The 17,918-nt window shown below is 34.2% G+C and carries 16 protein-coding genes, 2 tRNA genes and 1 rRNA gene; all 19 read right to left on the reverse strand.

Features of this window, described 5'->3' with window-relative positions; all coding sequences use genetic code 11:
- Positions 1-15: 15 nt before the first annotated feature.
- A tRNA-Thr gene (locus LQ686_RS10120) sits at positions 16-91 on the reverse strand.
- Between the two features lie 4 nt (positions 92-95).
- Positions 96-171 (reverse strand) — tRNA-Val (locus LQ686_RS10125).
- A 13-nt stretch (positions 172-184) separates the two neighbouring features.
- A 5S ribosomal RNA gene (gene rrf / locus LQ686_RS10130) occupies positions 185-299 on the reverse strand.
- Positions 300-582: 283 nt separating this feature from the next.
- Complete coding sequence (gene lysS / locus LQ686_RS10135) at positions 583-2,070, reverse strand: lysine--tRNA ligase (protein WP_025905552.1); 1,488 nt, start codon at positions 2,068-2,070, stop codon at positions 583-585.
- Between the two features lie 56 nt (positions 2,071-2,126).
- On the reverse strand, positions 2,127-2,615 hold the full coding sequence (gene folK, locus LQ686_RS10140; protein ID WP_107565619.1) for a 2-amino-4-hydroxy-6-hydroxymethyldihydropteridine diphosphokinase: 489 nt from the start codon (positions 2,613-2,615) through the stop codon (positions 2,127-2,129).
- On the reverse strand, positions 2,616-2,975 hold the full coding sequence (folB, locus tag LQ686_RS10145) for a dihydroneopterin aldolase (RefSeq protein WP_107565618.1): 360 nt from the start codon (positions 2,973-2,975) through the stop codon (positions 2,616-2,618).
- Positions 2,968-3,777 (reverse strand): dihydropteroate synthase, encoded by an 810-nt coding sequence (gene folP, locus LQ686_RS10150; protein ID WP_198054406.1) that lies wholly within the window; start codon positions 3,775-3,777, stop codon positions 2,968-2,970. Before folP ends, folB begins: the two co-directional genes overlap by 8 nt.
- Before the next feature lie 129 nt (positions 3,778-3,906).
- Positions 3,907-4,836: a cysteine synthase A gene (gene cysK, locus LQ686_RS10155; protein ID WP_025905556.1), complete on the reverse strand. Its 930-nt coding sequence runs from the start codon at positions 4,834-4,836 to the stop codon at positions 3,907-3,909.
- Between the two features lie 96 nt (positions 4,837-4,932).
- Positions 4,933-5,811 (reverse strand): Hsp33 family molecular chaperone HslO, encoded by an 879-nt coding sequence (hslO, locus tag LQ686_RS10160; protein ID WP_025905557.1) that lies wholly within the window; start codon positions 5,809-5,811, stop codon positions 4,933-4,935.
- A gap of 65 nt (positions 5,812-5,876) precedes the next feature.
- On the reverse strand, positions 5,877-7,985 hold the full coding sequence (gene ftsH / locus LQ686_RS10165; RefSeq protein ID WP_103360996.1) for an ATP-dependent zinc metalloprotease FtsH: 2,109 nt from the start codon (positions 7,983-7,985) through the stop codon (positions 5,877-5,879).
- Between the two features lie 92 nt (positions 7,986-8,077).
- Positions 8,078-8,614 carry a hypoxanthine phosphoribosyltransferase gene (gene hpt, locus LQ686_RS10170; protein WP_025905559.1) on the reverse strand — a complete coding sequence of 179 codons (537 nt, stop codon included), beginning with the start codon at positions 8,612-8,614 and terminating at the stop codon, positions 8,078-8,080.
- Entirely contained in the window at positions 8,598-9,878 is a 1,281-nt protein-coding gene (gene tilS / locus LQ686_RS10175; RefSeq protein ID WP_107565616.1) for a tRNA lysidine(34) synthetase TilS, read from the reverse strand. Before tilS ends, hpt begins: the two co-directional genes overlap by 17 nt.
- Before the next feature lie 88 nt (positions 9,879-9,966).
- A complete protein-coding gene (locus LQ686_RS10180) occupies positions 9,967-10,350 on the reverse strand; it encodes a S1 domain-containing RNA-binding protein (RefSeq protein WP_025905561.1) in 384 nt (127 codons plus the stop codon).
- A gap of 83 nt (positions 10,351-10,433) precedes the next feature.
- Complete coding sequence (locus LQ686_RS10185; protein WP_025905562.1) at positions 10,434-10,817, reverse strand: FtsB family cell division protein; 384 nt, start codon at positions 10,815-10,817, stop codon at positions 10,434-10,436.
- A gap of 16 nt (positions 10,818-10,833) precedes the next feature.
- Positions 10,834-11,100 carry an RNA-binding S4 domain-containing protein gene (locus tag LQ686_RS10190; RefSeq protein WP_037590337.1) on the reverse strand — a complete coding sequence of 89 codons (267 nt, stop codon included), beginning with the start codon at positions 11,098-11,100 and terminating at the stop codon, positions 10,834-10,836.
- Entirely contained in the window at positions 11,097-12,263 is a 1,167-nt protein-coding gene (locus LQ686_RS10195) for a MazG nucleotide pyrophosphohydrolase domain-containing protein (RefSeq protein ID WP_107565615.1), read from the reverse strand. The genes LQ686_RS10190 and LQ686_RS10195 overlap by 4 nt, the downstream gene beginning before the upstream one ends.
- A 7-nt stretch (positions 12,264-12,270) precedes the next feature.
- The gene (locus LQ686_RS10200) at positions 12,271-13,779 is read right to left on the reverse strand and encodes a polysaccharide biosynthesis protein (RefSeq protein ID WP_025905565.1); all 1,509 of its coding nucleotides are present in this window, start codon (positions 13,777-13,779) and stop codon (positions 12,271-12,273) included.
- Positions 13,766-17,275 (reverse strand): transcription-repair coupling factor, encoded by a 3,510-nt coding sequence (gene mfd / locus LQ686_RS10205; RefSeq protein WP_119489573.1) that lies wholly within the window; start codon positions 17,273-17,275, stop codon positions 13,766-13,768. The genes LQ686_RS10200 and mfd overlap by 14 nt, the downstream gene beginning before the upstream one ends.
- Positions 17,272-17,844: an aminoacyl-tRNA hydrolase gene (gene pth, locus LQ686_RS10210; protein ID WP_048541954.1), complete on the reverse strand. Its 573-nt coding sequence runs from the start codon at positions 17,842-17,844 to the stop codon at positions 17,272-17,274. Before pth ends, mfd begins: the two co-directional genes overlap by 4 nt.
- Between the last annotated feature and the right edge of the window lie 74 nt (positions 17,845-17,918).

Raw genomic sequence — 17,918 nt, forward strand, 5'->3', positions numbered from 1 at the left:
AATGGCTCTAAAACATGGTGCCGGCCAGAGGACTTGAACCCCCAACCTACTGATTACAAGTCAGTTGCTCTACCAGTTGAGCTAGGCCGGCAAAATGGTGGAGAATGACGGGTTCGAACCGCCGACCCTCTGCTTGTAAGGCAGATGCTCTCCCAGCTGAGCTAATTCTCCAATTAACAATATCGCCCGGCAGCGTCCTACTCTCGCGGAACGTAAGCCCAACTACCATCGGCGCTAAAGAGCTTAACTTCTGTGTTCGGCATGGGAACAGGTGTGACCTCTTTGCTATCGCCACCAGACAATGTTGTTTCGTTTTTGTCTTACCTTATATATTATAAAGAACTCATCAAGGTTTTTCAATAGTAAATTTTACACCTTATTAACTTTCTTTACAAACATCTCGAATTGATATGCGCTTGTTTTCAGCGACCTTTATATAATACACAATTTAGAAACACTCGTCAACACTTTACGACAAAAAAGTTTATATTTCTTTAAAAAACTTCATCAATCGCATTTTAAAGCCTTTCAAAAGTATAAAACCGCACACAATATGGAATTGTGCACGGCTTTTAGTTACATTTATTTTTGTCTCATATAAGGGAATAGTAATACATCTCTAATAGAAGCAGAGTTTGTTAATAGCATAACTAATCTATCAATACCTATTCCTAAACCACCTGTTGGAGGCATACCATATTCAAGTGCTTCAATAAAGTCATCATCCATTTCATGTGCTTCATCGTTACCTTGATCTTTTTCTTTCATTTGTGCTTCAAATCTTTCACGTTGATCAATTGGATCATTTAATTCAGTAAACGCATTTGCATGCTCTCTACCAACAATAAATAATTCGAATCTATCAGTGAATCTTGGATCTTCAGGATTTTTCTTAGCTAATGGTGATATTTCGATTGGGTGTCCATAAATAAATGTAGGTTGAATAAGTTTCTCTTCAACTCTTTGTTCAAAGAATTCATTCAGAATATGACCATATGTCATACGATCTTCTACTTCTATATTATGTTCTTTTGCTAGAGCATGTGCTTCTTCATCAGTTTTAACTTCATAGAAATCTACACCCGTATATTCTTTAACGGCATCAACCATATGCCATCTTCTCCAATTAGGTGCTAAATCTATAGATTCTTCGCCATATTGTACAGTTGTAGAACCTAATACTTTTTCAGCGATTGCTGCTACCATAGATTCAGTTAAATCCATAATGTCGTTGTAATCAGCATATGCTTCATACAATTCAATCATTGTAAATTCAGGGTTATGTCTTGTAGATACACCTTCATTACGGAATACTCTTCCAATTTCATATACTTTCTCTAATCCACCTACGATTAATCGTTTCAAGTGTAATTCAATTGCAATTCTCATGTATAAAGTAGCATCTAACGCATTGTGATGTGTTACGAAAGGACGAGCTGAAGCCCCACCTGCGATTTGGTGCATCATTGGTGTTTCTACTTCTAAGAAACCTTTATTATTTAAGTAAGTTCTCATTTCTTGAATAATTTGGCTTCTTGTAATGAATGTTTTAGTTGATTCTTCACTTGTAATTAAATCTAAGTAACGTTGACGGTAACGTTGTTCAATATCTTGTAAACCATGATATTTATCTGGTAATGGACGTAAAGATTTCGTTAAAACAGTAAATTCTTTCGCTTTAACAGATAATTCTCCAGTATTCGTTTTAAACATAACACCTTTTACGCCTACGATGTCACCTAAATCTGCATGTTTCCATATTTCAAATTGTTCGTCACCTACTTGGTCTTTACGAACATAAATTTGAATTTGACCAGTAATATCTTTAACATGTGCAAATCCAGCTTTACCTTTACCTCTTTTAGTCATTAAACGACCTGCGATAGCAACAGCTGATTCGTCTTCTTTATCATGTAATTCTTCTTTACTGAATTCGTCCCATTCTTGGTGTAATGATTTAGAGTCTCCACTGCGGACAAATTTCTTACCGAAAGGATCGATACCTAAATCTCTTAATTCTTGTAATTTTTCTCTACGAACCAACATTTGGTCATTCATTTCTTCTGACATGATTTTCCACTCCTTATTTAAATTACACTTGTTATTTTATTTAAACCACACGTAGATTATTTACTTTCACCATTATACTTTACTACATGTTCATCGTTTGGCAATAGCTCCCAAATATATTTCTTCGATATAGGTTCCACAACATTTGAGGCAATATCATTCAAAGGTATCATCACAAATGCTCTTTCAGTCATTCTTGGGTGAGGTACTTCTAGTTCTGGTGATTGAATAACAGATTGATCATATAATAAAATATCTATATCAATTGTACGTGGTCCCCATCTTTCAACTCGAACACGATGAAGTTGTTGTTCTACCATCATACAAACTTTCAATAATTCTGATGATTCTAATTCAGTTGAGATTTCAATACACATATTTAAAAAATCAGGTTGATCTGTGTATCCTACTGGTTTCGTTTCATATATTGGAGATTCTTGAACAACTTGAATACCGTCAATTTCATTCAGCAATTTAACAGCTTCTTGCAGTTGATGTTGCCTATCTCCCATATTACTGCCTAAACCTAAATATGCAGTATGCATTTATCTCTTCCTCACTATCTCAATACCTACACCTTTATAATGTCCAGGTATCGGTGGATTATTTTTAGTAATCTTAACTTTGGTTTCCAATACTCGATTATAGTGCGAAAATAGCTCTTTTGCAATACGTTCTGCAAGATGTTCGATTAATTTTACTGGTTTACCTTCCATAATTTCTTTGACTACTTCAAATACTTCACCGTAGTGAACAGTATTTTCTAAGTCATCTGTTTCACCCGCTTCAGAAAGATCTAAATATAATTCTAAATCTACTATAAAGATTTGTCCTAGTTCATTTTCCGCTTCAATTGCACCATGGTATCCGTAAAAAGACATGCCTTCTAATATTATTCTATCCATTTAATCGAATCTCCTTCAGAGCATCTATCGTCTTAGCTACTCTTTTGTTCATTTGTACATTGTGGACTCTCACAGCATGGACACCTTTTTCTATTCCGTAAGCTGTTGTTGCTGCTGTACCTTCATCACGTTCATCAACATTAGTTTCGCCACCTAATAAGTCATTGATCAATCGCTTTCGGCTTGTCGCAAGCAACACATTGTAACCTGTAGCGACCAATTCATCTAATCGTGACATGACAATACGTTCTTCTTCTCTAGACGTTGCAAAACCAATACCAGGATCTAACCAAATGTTTTTTTCGGGTATGCCACAAATTTCTGCTTGGTTTGCTTGTTTTAATAAAGTAAGCAATAATTCTTCCATTACCGGAACATCTCTCTTGCCGTCGCCGTTATGCATTAACACAATTTCAGCATTATATTCTGCAACGACGTTCAATATATTCGGGTCATATAAACCAGCCCACTGGTCGTTAATCATCGTTACGCCTCTTTTTAAAGATTCTTCAGCAACTTTACTTCTGTATGTATCTACTGAAAGTTGTACATCTAAATCACTAAGCGCTTCTACAACTGGAATAACTCTGTCCAATTCCTCTTCTAAACTTACTTCTGTATAACCTGTTACTTCTGTATAACCTGGGCGAGTAGATACACCACCGATATCAATAATATCCGCACCTTCTGAGATAAGTTTCTCAGCGTGTTGTCTTGCTTTATCTACACTATTATATGAACCACCGTCAGAAAATGAATCTGGCGTAACATTTAATATACCCATAATTTTCGTATTCACCAAGATAGTCTTCCTTCCTTTTTCATAGATAAATTTATTATAACAAATTTAAAAAATCACGCCTAAATGAAATAACTTCAAAAGTTATTTATTATAGACGTGATACTTATTATATAATCATTTATTTATCAATTAGTCTTCAAAAGCGTAAAGTGGTGTAGATAGGTAACGTTCACCATTACTTGGAAGAACTGTTACTACTGTTTTGCCTTCACCTAGTTCTTTAGCTTTTTTCAATGCAGCTACAATTGCAGCGCCAGATGAAATACCACCAAGGATACCTTCTTCTTTGGCAACTTTTCTAGACATTTCCATTGCTTCTTCATTACCTACTTTAATAACATCGTCATAAACATCTGTGTTTAAAGTGTCTGGTACGAAACCTGCACCTAAACCTTGTAATTTATGAGGACCTGGTGAACCACCACTTAAAATAGGTGAAGCTTCTGGTTCAATCGCAACTACTTGAATATTAGGATATTTTTCTTTAAGCACTTTACCTGCTCCAGATAAAGTACCACCAGTACCTACACCAGCTAAGAAAGCGTCAATTTGAACACCTTCAAATTGTTCAACAAGTTCAGGACCAGTTGTTAATTCATGGATTTTAGGGTTCGCTGGGTTTTCGAATTGTTGTGGTTCAAAATAGCCTTTTTCTTCTTTTAATTCTTTAGCTTTTTTGATAGCACCTTTCATGCCTTCTGCACCAGGTGTTAATACTAATTCAGCGCCATAAGCTTTTAATAAAGCACGACGTTCGCTACTCATTGTATCTGGCATTACAAATACAGCTTTATAACCTTTAGCTGCTGCAACCATTGCTAAACCGATACCTGTGTTACCAGATGTTGGTTCAATAATTGTGTCGCCTGGTTTGATTTTGCCTTCTTTTTCAGCAGCTTCAATCATCGCTAAACCAATTCTATCTTTAACTGAACTACCTGGGTTTTGGTATTCTAGTTTTACATAAACGTCTGCTGAACCTTCTTCAACTACTTTGTTTAATTTAACTACAGGTGTATCTCCAATTAATTCTACAATATTATTTACTCTCTTAGCCATTTACACTTCACTCCTAAATAGTTTTTATACCCTAGTTTATTTATCGGATATAATGATTATAACAAAACTTCATATAAAGTGAAAGTATTTACTAAATTAAAGTGCGTTCTTAAGCTCGATTAATTCTTCTTCGCTATATTGATACTTTGTTCTACAGAAATGACATTCTGCTTCAGCACCATGATCTTCTTTAATCATTGCATCAATTTCTGCTTCTCCAAGACCTTTAATTGCATTTAGGAATTTTTCTCTAGAACAATTACATTTGAACTCAACATCCATATGGTCAATAATTCTAGTATTTTCTTTACCTAATACTGTTTCAATTATTTCTTCTGGTGATAATCCTCTATCGATCAATTTAGATACAGGTTCCATTTGATTAATTTTTTCTTCAATTGCTGAAATTGTTTTTTCAGATGCACCAGGCATAAGTTGAATGATGAAACCTCCTGCTGCTTTAATTGTATTATCAGGATTTACTAATACACCTAAACCAACTGCTGAAGGTACTTGTTCACTTGTTACAAAATAATAAGTAAAATCTTCGCCAAGTTCTCCTGATACAATTGGTGTAGAACCTGTAAAGTAATCTTTCAATCCGATATCTTTAACGACACTTAACATACCGTCTGTTCCAACAGCACGTCTAACATCTAATTTACCTTGATCGTTTAATGGGAAATGCGTTTGTGGATTTTGTACATATCCTCTTACTTTACCTTTCGCATTAGCATCGACCATAATTTTACCAATTGGTCCTCCGCCATCAATTGTTACGGTTAATTTTTCTTCATTTTTTAGCATTGATCCCATCATCACACCAGCTGTCATTGATCTACCTAATGCTGCTGATGCAGTTGGCCATGTGTAATGGCGTGTTTGTGCTTCTTGTATTGTATTTGTTGTTTGAACAGCAAAAGCTCTCACTTCATCATTGAAAGCTAATCCTCTTACTAAATAATCTTTTGTCATGTTTTATACTCCTTCTTTAAAAAAAGCCCCTCTCAATCAATTTGTTGAAAGGGACTTTTGTGAAATTATTCTTTACGATCTGTCGGTTTATTGTCACCTAGGTCATCGATATTTGGCTCTTGTTCATGAGCTGGTTCGTCCGAATCACTATCTGAATCAGTGTCTTCACGACGTTTTTCATGTGACACTTCTTCTTTAACTTCTTCATATGATTTACCAACTTCATCATCGTCAATATCTAATGTACCTTCTTGTTGCGTTAAGTCACCTTCATATTTATCTTCATCTGAGTCTTCATTTTGGTTAAGATGAGAATCATCATATTTAACTTCTGGTAACTTACCTTCATGGAATAATGATTGAATTTGTTCAGCTACTAATGTTTCTTCTACTAGAAGCGTCTTAGCAATTAATTCTAATTGTGATTTATGTTCAGTTAGAATTTGTTTACAACGTTCGTATTGTTCTTTAATGATACGTTGTACTTCTGAATCAATTTCATAAGCAATTTGGTCTGAATAATTTGGTTCAGATTGCATATCTTTACCTAAAAATACTTGTCCACTATCCGTACTACCGAATTGTAATGGACCTAATTTTTTACTCATACCATATTCAGTAACCATCTTACGCGCAATGTTTGTTGCACGTTGGAAGTCATTATGAGCACCTGTTGATGCTTCTCCAAAGTTTATTTCTTCAGATACACGACCACCAAGTAAACCTACTATCTTATCTAATAATTCTGGTTCAGTCATAAAGTAACGATCTTCTTTAGGAAGCATCATTGCATATCCACCAGCTTGACCACGTGGAACGATTGTAACTTTATGAACCATTTCTGCTTCATCCAATACACAACCGATAATTGTATGACCCGCTTCGTGATAAGCAACAATATTTTTTTCTTTTTCAGAAATCATTCTTGTTTTCTTAGCTGGACCTGCAATAACTCTATCAGTCGCTTCTTCGATATCTCTCATATCAATTTTCGTTTTGTTAGAACGTGCTGCTACTAATGATGCTTCATTTAACAAGTTCTCTAAGTCTGCACCAGAGAAACCAGGCGTTCTTTGAGAAATTGCTTTTAAGTCAACAGTTTCGTCTAACGGTTTATTACGAGCATGTACTTTAAGTACTGCTTCACGTCCTTTTACATCTGGGCGTCCAACTTGGATTTGTCTATCGAAACGTCCTGGACGTAATAATGCAGGGTCTAAAATATCAGGACGGTTAGTTGCAGCTATCATAATGATACCTTCATTTTCACCGAATCCATCCATTTCTACTAATAATTGGTTTAATGTTTGTTCACGTTCATCGTGACCGCCACCAACACCAGCGCCACGTTGACGACCAACAGCATCAATCTCATCTATAAAGATAATACATGGTGCATTTTTCTTAGCGTTCTCGAATAAGTCACGCACACGACTTGCACCGACACCAACGAACATCTCAACGAAGTCTGAACCACTGATTGAGAAGAATGGTGTACCCGCTTCACCTGCTACAGCTCTAGCAAGTAATGTTTTACCTGTACCTGGAGGACCAACTAGTAAGACACCTTTCGGAATACGCGCACCCATTTTCTTGAATTTACGATTATCTTTAAGGAAATCAACTATTTCCACTAACTCTTGTTTCTCTTCATCGGCACCTGCTACATCAGAGAATCTTACACGTTTCTTCTGATTATCATATAGCTTGGCTTTTGACTTACCAAAGTTCATTACTCGGCCGCCGCCACCGCCGCCGCCTTGCATTTGGCTTAAGAAGAAGATGAATAAAAATGCAATAATTAAAACTGGGATAAGCGTTGTTAATACACTAACAAACACACTTTGTTTTTCTTCTTCTTTAACATTAAATTTCAAATCATCTTGTTTCTCAGCAGTTGCTGTTATTTTTTTCAAGTCATCTTGATTATTAAATAAAATAGAAGATGTATATGTTTCATCTTTACCTTTTTTCAATTCACCGCTAACCATATAAACATTCTGTTCTGGTTGAATAGTTAACGTTTTTAAATCGCCTTTTTCTAGCTTCGTCATAAACTCATTATATGTAAGCTGTTTTGGTGATTGTCCATTGCCATTAATGAACTGGAATACACCAAATAGGACGATAGCTAAAAGCGCGATCATTAATATATTACGAAAAGCTTTTTGCATTCAATTTGTCCTCCTACTCAATTAATAAAACTAACAAAAATTTTACCATATTTGTAATTTCATACGCTAGTAATTAAACTTGCTTATACGCATCATTGATATATTTCTGGTTTAAGTGTACCAATGTACGGTAAATTACGATATTTCTCAGCATAATCTAGTCCGTATCCTACAACAAATTCATCTGGAATTTTTTCTCCGACATATTTAGCTTCGATATCTACTTTACGTTTCATCGGTTTATCTAACAATGTTACGATTTCAATAGAATTAACATTTCTGTATTTCAATAAATCAACGATAGAATTTAAAGTTGTACCTGTTTCTAAAATATCTTCAATGATAATGACATCTCTATTTTCAACAGAAGTACTTAAGTCTTTTAAAATTTTAACTTCTCCAGTTGATTCTGTACCACCGTGATAACTAGAAACATCCATAAAGTCTATTTCTACATGTGTATCAATGTATTTAATTAAATCAGCCATAAACATGATTGAACCTTTTAAAATACCTACACAAATAGGTGTCTTCCCATTATAATCCTCTGTGATTTGCTTTCCTAATGTTTTGCATCTTTCTTGAATCTGTTCTTCTGATAATACAACAGACTTAATCGAGTCTTTCATTAAAGTCATCTCCAATATAAGTAATAGTTAGTGCGTTTTTAAAGTTAGAATCCATCCAAAAATCACCAATTGCAATAATGTCATCACCATATAAAATAATTGGACAATTGTTTCTTTTATGTATGTCAATCTTGTTGTCAATCATGATTCTGTTAACTTTTTTGTGATGTTTATTTCCCCGGTTATAATACTGAACACGATCTCCAGACATTCTCGTTCTTACAAATAAAGGCGATGCTATGTCTTTCGTTTCAATTAACCAATTCCCAAATACATATTGTTCATTACGATTTATAAATTTAGAATTTACATTGAACTCAATATCTTCACATAGTAATAATTTATCATATGCTACTATAAACTGCCAATCATCAGATATAGGAATGACGGATTGTTTTGAAAAATTATTAAATACGTGCATCCATTCTTTATATGACTTCTCGCTATATCTTCGTTTAACATATTGAGCCATTAATTGATCTAATACTTGAATCTTAATTAAATCGTTCAGCTGATTAAATGCATCACGATTAATTTCAACATGATCAGACAGTTTTATTTCTTTAGCAATAAAATCATCTGCTGCAGTTATAATTAATTTTCTTGCATCATTCATCCATTGATTTAAATCCAGTAAATGATCTGTTGAAAATTCTGGCCTTTCTTCAATAACAGGCAACAATTGATTTCGTAAATAGTTGCGAGTATATTTACTATCTTTATTTGAATCATCTTCGTAGTACTTAAAATCATTTTCTTGTTGATATTGTTTTATAAATGATTTGGATACATTTAACAACGGTCTACAAATCATATATTCATTTCTTTTTTGAACTTGTTGAATACCTAAAGGTGCACGGCCAATTCTCCCAGTAAATAGTCGATAAGCAATGGTTTCTTTTTGGTCATCCATATGGTGTGCCGTCAACAATACATCGCTACCGGTTTGTTTCATCATTTCATCAAACCATTCATATCTCAATTGTCTAGAAATATCTTGTATGCTCTTATTGTGACTAACTGTTTCGCTCAAATCCAATGTCTTGATATATATTTCAATATGATGTTTTTCGCAAAATTGTTTTATAAATTTCGCTTCTTCTCGCGAGGCTTCTCTTAAACCATGGTTGACATGTAAACAAATTAACTTACGATATGTGTCTTTATAAGTTGTGTTTAACATGTGTAAAAGTGACATGCTATCTATCCCTGTCGAAACAGCTAAAGCTAAATCATCCTCTTGTTGCCAAGTTACATTCAGCATGATTACACACCTCAATTTTCAAAAATTCATTTGATCTTGTCAAAATAAAAAGAGGCTCAACTAATTAGCCTCTTTTTATTATAATCCATTATCGTCTTGCACCTTTACCGCCACGACGTGATTCAGTTTGTCTCTTAATAGATGTTAACTTATCCTCACTATCTTTTAAAAAGTTTGATAATTTCTTCTCAAAGTCTTCAGGCTTAGCTTCTTTCTTAGGCGCTTGGCGCTTTGGACGTTCTTTAGCTTTTTTAATAGATAAACTAATCTTTCCATCATCAGCTACTGTTAATACTTTAACTTCTACTTCATCGCCTACAGTTAAATGGTCATTCACGTTCTCGACGTAGTTATCAGCAACTTCACTGATATGCACAAGGCCACTTTTCCCTTCAGGTAATTCAACAAATGCACCAAAATTCTTAATACCTGTAACTTTCCCTTTGACTTTATTGCCTACTTCAATTGACATATTATTACTGTATCCTCCTGATATAAATTCACTTTAACCTTATTATATGCTTCTATACAAAATTATACAACGCCATAAACAGATTATTTATCATTTTCCGCGTCTTTTTTGTCTTCTGGTAATTTAAAAATAATTTCACCATCATTGCTTAAAAAGTATTCGCTTCTCGCGAGTTTTTCTATATATTCTTTATCGTTCAGTCGTTTAATTTGTTCTTTAAGTTCTATCTCTTTATCTTGTAATTTTTCATATGTGACAGCTTTTTCTTTACGCTCTTGCACTAATTCATCATTACGATTTTTTTGTAGAAATAGCATGATGATCATAATAACGATTATTAACAATAATACTCCACCAAATAAGGTAAGTCGCTTGCGTATCACTTGGCGCGTTTTATTGACAGTCTTTTTTTGTTTGTTTTGGGACTGTGTATATTCATTATCTAGATTTTTAATTTTTTGCGCCATTGGTGTACCTCCTTATTTATATAGAATCTTGAATTTTTTCTTCTTTGATGACTTCAAACATTGTCTTCGCATTTTCTTTATTAGCATGTTCAGATAATCCTGTCACTTTGACAACAATTATTCTATTACCTAATCTAATTTCCAATTCATCTTCAACACTTACAGTCGTTCCTGCTTTAGCAACTTGACCATTTACTTTAACTCTACCTTGGTCACTCACTTCTTTAGCAAGTGTACGACGTTTAATCAGTCTAGATACTTTTAAATATTTATCTAATCTCAAATTGTTAAATCTCCTTTATTTATAAATTCTTTTAATGATTGTTCACCGTATCCCTCTAATTTGGTTTTATCATACAACTTCAAAAAGTAATCAGCAAATATTTTTTCTAGTTTCTCACGTTTAACTTTGCCTTCTTTTTGTTTTTCATCATTCCAAATTTTCTTGAGGTCTTCAATATCATTCGCTTCTTGGTCACCAAACACATGTGGATGTCTACGTATCATCTTAGAAGTTAATGTTTGTATCACTTCTCTTACATCAAAGTATGCTTCTTTCTTTCCAATCGCAGCATGTAGCATCACTTGTAACAATATGTCTCCAAGTTCTTCTATCATATGATCAATATCATCTTCATCAATTGCTTCTATTAATTCAAATGCCTCTTCAAGTACATAACGCTTCAATGTTTCATGGGTTTGTACTTTATCCCAAGGACAACCTTCTTCGGACACTAATGTATCAATAGTTTGTTCTAAATATTGAAAATCACCATATAGTTGTTCATCTTTAGTTATTTTCGGAATGAATAAACTTGTTAAATTTGATAGCTCAGCATGATGGTCCATTTCATACAATGGACATGAAATGACATCCGCTTCACCTAGTCTTGCATTAGAAACGAGTTGCACAGGATGGTCATCTGGATATCTTTCCATCAATGTAACTTTAATATCCGATGCAACTAATTGATCATACACTTGTGTAATAATCGTATTCGTTCTTATATTTAATGAAGTCTCAGACAAACTCGTTCCGTCTAATAATGTAAACCCGTCATTCGGATCAATATTAACAGCTCTGAACATATCATCTAAAAAGCTTTTCCCACCTAACACGTGTACATCCGGCGCTTTCTCTAATAGAAGCTGCGTCGTTGTTTCAGCTACCATTGGGTCACCAGGCACCGCATAAATAATGTTTTCATGTTCAGCTTTTTCAATCAATGTATCGACAATTTCAGAATATACATTAAGAAAATCATCGTGCTTTTCATAAATATAATCAAAACCTTGCCAATTTAAGTCTTCTAATTCTTTAACGACTGGATGGTCTAGCGTACGCGCATATATAACGTCAGCTGATTGAAGTTTACGGTAAACGCCCATTGGCAATTCTTCTAAACTATAATTACCTAAGCCAACAACTAGTATTTGTTGTGCCATATGTTAATTACTCCTTTATTATTTTATCCATTAAAGGCAAATGTTTCCATTCGTCTTTTATTAATATTTTCATTTTTATTATACCTATTATGACAACCATTACGCCAACAATACCTGCCAGTAACATAATTAATAAACTTGTCATTCTCGTGTGCGTTGGAATGAGCAGTACCACTTGTACAAATACAGACATGATCGCAAGTAAAGTGATTACTTTAATCATAAACAAACCCATACGTTGAAATTGATAAAGTTTCATCACACGTACATGCAAAATCAATGTATATATAGCGAGCGACAAGACTGTCGATAAACTTGCACCAAATATACCAAACTGCAGTACAAAACAGTAATTCCCGATCAATTTCGTTACCATACCAATCATGAGCGCAATAAATAATATATTTCTATTTAATTTCACTTGCAATAACGCTGTATACATAATGATAAATGTCACGAATACAACTGCGAGCATAAAGACGCTCAGCGTGCCGATTAATTCATTCGTCTTAAAGAATACAGTATTTAATAATGGCAGTAAGTTCATTAAGCCAAATGCGGCAGCCATACTAAATAAGACTGTTATCTTTAACGATGTATTAGCATATTCATTCACGAGTTGATGATTTTTCTTTTGCAGATGTTCTGTTAACAATGGAATAAGCACAAAACTAAATGTCGTTGTGATGATAAGCCCCATCTGAATTAATGAAGCACCTCTATCAAACACACCTTTTACTTTTATACTCTCATGAAAGCTATAACCATTCTCTTGCAACAGATGTATAAGCGTAAATGAATCTACAATTTGCCATAAGATCAATATCAAATAAGAAATGGCATACAAAATTGTCATCGTCACGATATTTTTAGTGTCTTTCAACTTTATTTCCCAGGAAAATCTCAATCTAGGTTTTCTTTTAAACCAGAAGTAAATTGCAATACAACTTAATCCCAATACAGATCCACTGATTGCGATTGTGCCAGCTTGATAAATCGAAATATTAAAGCCAACAAACAGCAAAATCGCGGTTAAAATCACACCGACTCTAACGACTTGATCAATCACCTGTGAAACGGCAATAAAGTTCATCTGATGTTTCATTTGATAATACCCTCGTACCATTGAGATAAATACAAGTGGTATTAGCGCTAAACTCGCCATACGAATCATAGGCGTTAAGTTCGTGTCACCCATCAGTCCACTTATCAATTGTGCACTTAAAAATATAGCAACACTTATCAATAAACAAGTCATTTGTAAAAACCAGAACATACCTATTATTTCTGATTGTTTACGTTGAATCATCCAGCTACTCATGACACTAGGAAGCGCGTTTAAACTTACAACACTCACAATCGCAACAAGCGGATATACTTGTTGATATGCATATAATCCTTCATCACCTAAAACATTTTGGTAAGGCACTCTATAAATTGCGCTTAAAATTTTAACAATGACCATCGTGCCTGTTAACAACAATACACTATTAAAAATGGGTTTAGATTGTGTCATCGTCTACCAAACTTTCATTGATCACATTAGTTAAGAATTTCAAGTCGTCTAACCATTGTTTTGATTTTTGTAATTTAAACACCATTTGATTGTCTGAAACAGCTATTTTTAGTTTTCTACCTAATGGTTCAGTAACTTTAAACAACACATCACCTTTTAAATGATTTGTTGTATATTCTGAAGCTGTCAGTTGTATCACTTTAGCGACTTCTTTAATTTCTGTAATACCGAAGTGAATACCGTTCAATCTTACTTCCACAACATCTAATAAACGCTGAACTTCAACAGGATATTCACCAAAACGATCGATTAGTTCATCTTGAATATCTTCCAATTGAGATTGCGTCGTAATTGATCTTAATTTTTTGTACATTTCAATTTTGGCTTGTTCATTCTTAATGTATTCAGCAGGGATATAGGCATCTATTTTAATATCTACTTCAAGTTGTGGTACTTCTGATTCTGGTTCTATACCTCGTTTTACATTAACCGCTTCTTCTAACATTTGAGAATATAAGTCATAACCTACAGAATCTATGAAGCCATGTTGCTGACTACCTAATAAGTTTCCTGCACCACGAATATTCAAATCACGCATGGCAATTTTAAATCCTGAACCTAGTTCTGTAAATTCTTTAATAGCTTGCAGTCTTTGCTCAGCAACTTCAGTCAGTACTTTGTTTTGTTCATGTAAGAAATATGCATAACCAATTCGACTAGAACGGCCTACTCGTCCACGCAACTGATACAATTGACTCAATCCAAATCTATTAGCATCTTCAATAATCAATGTATTAGCATTTGGAACATCGACACCCGTTTCAATAATCGTCGTTGTTACTAAAATATCGTATTCTCCATCGACAAAATTCAACATCGTTTCTTCTAATTCTCGTTCTGTCATTTGTCCATGAGCAACACCAATTCTCGCATTAGGCATGAGCATAGATAACTGTTCACTCTTTTGATATATAGACTGCACGCGGTTATATAAATAGAATGCTTGTCCACCACGTGAAAGTTCACGTTCTAGTGCTTCTTTAACAAAACTCATATTCTGTTCTAATACATACGTTTGAACAGGGAATCTGTTTTCAGGTGGTGTTTCAATAACAGATAAGTCTCTAACACCTAATAAACTCATATGAAGCGTTCTCGGAATTGGTGTAGCAGTTAAAGTAAGAACGTCTACATTTGTCTTTAATGCTTTAATTCTTTCTTTATGTTTCACACCAAATCTTTGTTCTTCATCGACGATTAATAATCCTAAATCTTTATATTCAACATCTTTACTTAGTAATTTATGTGTACCTACAACAATGTCTACAAATCCAGATTTGATACCGGCTTTCGTCTCTTTAACTTGTTTAGGCGTTCTAAATCTACTCATCATTTGAATTTCTACTGGATATTCTTGCATACGTTCTCTGAATGTTTCAAAGTGCTGTTGGGCAAGAATCGTTGTTGGTACGAGCACGGCTACTTGCTTACCTTCCAAGACTGCTTTAAATGCAGCTCTTATTGCTACCTCAGTCTTACCATATCCAACATCACCACAAAGCAGTCTATCCATCGGTCTTCTTTTTTCCATATCTGCTTTAATTTCTTCTAAAGAAGTGACTTGGTCAGGCGTAGGTTCATATGGAAAGTCCATTTCAAATGTCATTTGTTCTTCAGTATCCGGACCGTATTGATAACCTTCAACTTGTTCTCTCTCTTGATAAAGTTTCAACAGTTCATCCGCAATGTCCTCCACATTTTTTTGAACTTTAGCTTTTGTCTTTTTCCATTCTGTACCGCCAAGTTTATTCACCTTTGGCTCTTTATCATCTGATCCAACAAACTTCTGAACATCATTCATTTGATCAACTGGTACAAATAATTGATCGGTACCTTTGTATTGAATTTTAATATAATCTTTATGAATGCCGGATACTTCTAATGTTTCAACACCTAAATATTTACCAACACCATGATGTACGTGTACAACATAATCTCCCACATTCAATTCTTGATAAGATTTTATTTTTTCAGCATTAGATAACTTTTGTCTTCTTTTAGATTGTTTTCTTTCACGTGCTTTGAAAAGTTCTTTTTCTGTCACGACGACAAGTTTCATATAAGGTAATTCGAACCCTTCAGACAGCGCGCCATCTGTTACGACAGCTTGTCCTCGGTCACCGACTTGTTCTACCCTATCTATAACAGTTGGAATTTTCATGTCGTTTAACATACTTTGAATACGAGACTTTCTCGTTTCAGATTCTGCTAATAATACGACTGTGAATCCTTGTTTCATAAAGCGATCAAACTCTGATTGCATAATGTCGTATTGTCCATAGAACCTTTGAACAGGTTTACATGAGAATTTCACCATCTCTTCAATTTCAACTGGCATACTTGCAGTAAATAAAGTGAAATATGCGATTTTATGTTGATGTAACAGTTCTGTAAAAGCATGTTCTGAAATAAAACGTTGGCCAATAAATCCTTGTCCTGATTCTATTAGCGATTGCGTAAATTCTTCGATTTCAACGTCTAATGAATGTTCAGTTTCTTTAATTCGATTATATTCGTCTACAACAACAAGTGCATCATCTGCAAAATAATCTGTTAAAGTTGTGACTTCATCATACATAAACGAAATCACACGTCTTAAAATTTGATGATCTTTCAATTCATCACTTTGCATCAATATCGTTTGATACGTATCTTTTAAGTCGGGACGCATTTCTGTAGCTAGTTGTTGTCTTGTTTTTTCATATGCTTCTTCCATACGTTCTGGAAGTTGGCTGATTTGTTCACTTGTAAAAATATAATCACTAGCCGTTGTAATTTCAACTTGTTCAACATTACCTAAAGAGCGTTGCGTTTCAACGTCAAACAATCTCATACCGTCTACTTCAGTATCAAACAATTCAATTCGAACAGGATCTCCAGTTACTGGATAGATATCAATCAACCCACCACGAATCGAGAACTCACCAACTGCTGATACTAACGATTGCCTCTTATAACCCATATCAATCAATTGATTAGCCCATACATCTAAATCAATATCATCACCTATTTGAATTGATTTATAATGTTCATTCCAAATGTGCTTCGGTGTTAATTGTTTTTTCAAGCCATTTATAGGCACGATAAATAAGCCCTTCTTGCCTTGAGCAAGCTGGGTTAATGTTCTGATACGTTCACTCATTAAATCGGGACTTTGCGTCGAGAACGCTTCTATCATAATATCTTGTACAGGAAACTTAAATACTTCATCAGGTGGTAATAATTGAAGAATATCCGCTTCTAATTTATCCGCCTGATACAAGTTATTTGTTACGATAACGAGTTGTTTATCGTTTTTAAGATATTGTTCTAAAATAAGTAGCGCTTTACTCGACTGATTCAGTCCTGTTATGAGTATGTTCTTTTCTCCAAATATTTGCGTTAATTCTTGAAATCGTTCGTCTGCTTGTATGATTTCATGGATAACGTGTTTCATATTACTTCACCATTATACTGGTTCATCACATTCTGAAAAGTTTCGCCTTTAATTAAAGCTTCACAAGCATCTGCTGCGCGATCGATTACTTTTTCCATTGTAATCATTTCATCATCAGAGAACTTTTGAAGCACATAACTCGGTACACTCATGCCATTTGTAGGACGATCAATTCCGATTCTAATACGGTTAAAACGGTCTGTCCCTAAATGTTGAATTAAAGACTTCATACCGTTATGACCACCAGCACTTCCTTTCTGACGTAGTCTCAAATGACCTTGAGACTGGTCCATGTCATCATAGAGTACAACTAGATCCTCTATATCTATATTATAATAATCCATTAGTGGTCTTACAGCTTCACCTGATAAATTCATGAAAGTCATAGGCTCAATAAGCATTACTTTCTCTCCATTTATAAGCCCTATTGTATATGCGCCTTTAAATTTTTGTTTATCTAAGTCTAATTGGTGACGATCAAGCAATTTATCAACTACTTCAAAGCCAATATTATGACGCGTAAGGTCATATTTCTTTCCGATATTTCCAAGTCCAACAATACATTTCATGTTGTAACCTCCATATTAATACTAAGTATATATTATAGCATTTTTGTGATTTATTTCATCTATCTATACTTAAA

Origin of the sequence: Mammaliicoccus sp. J-M41 (assembly GCF_022385935.1) — a bacterium.
Taxonomy (GTDB): Bacteria; Bacillota; Bacilli; order Staphylococcales; family Staphylococcaceae; genus Mammaliicoccus; species Mammaliicoccus sciuri_A.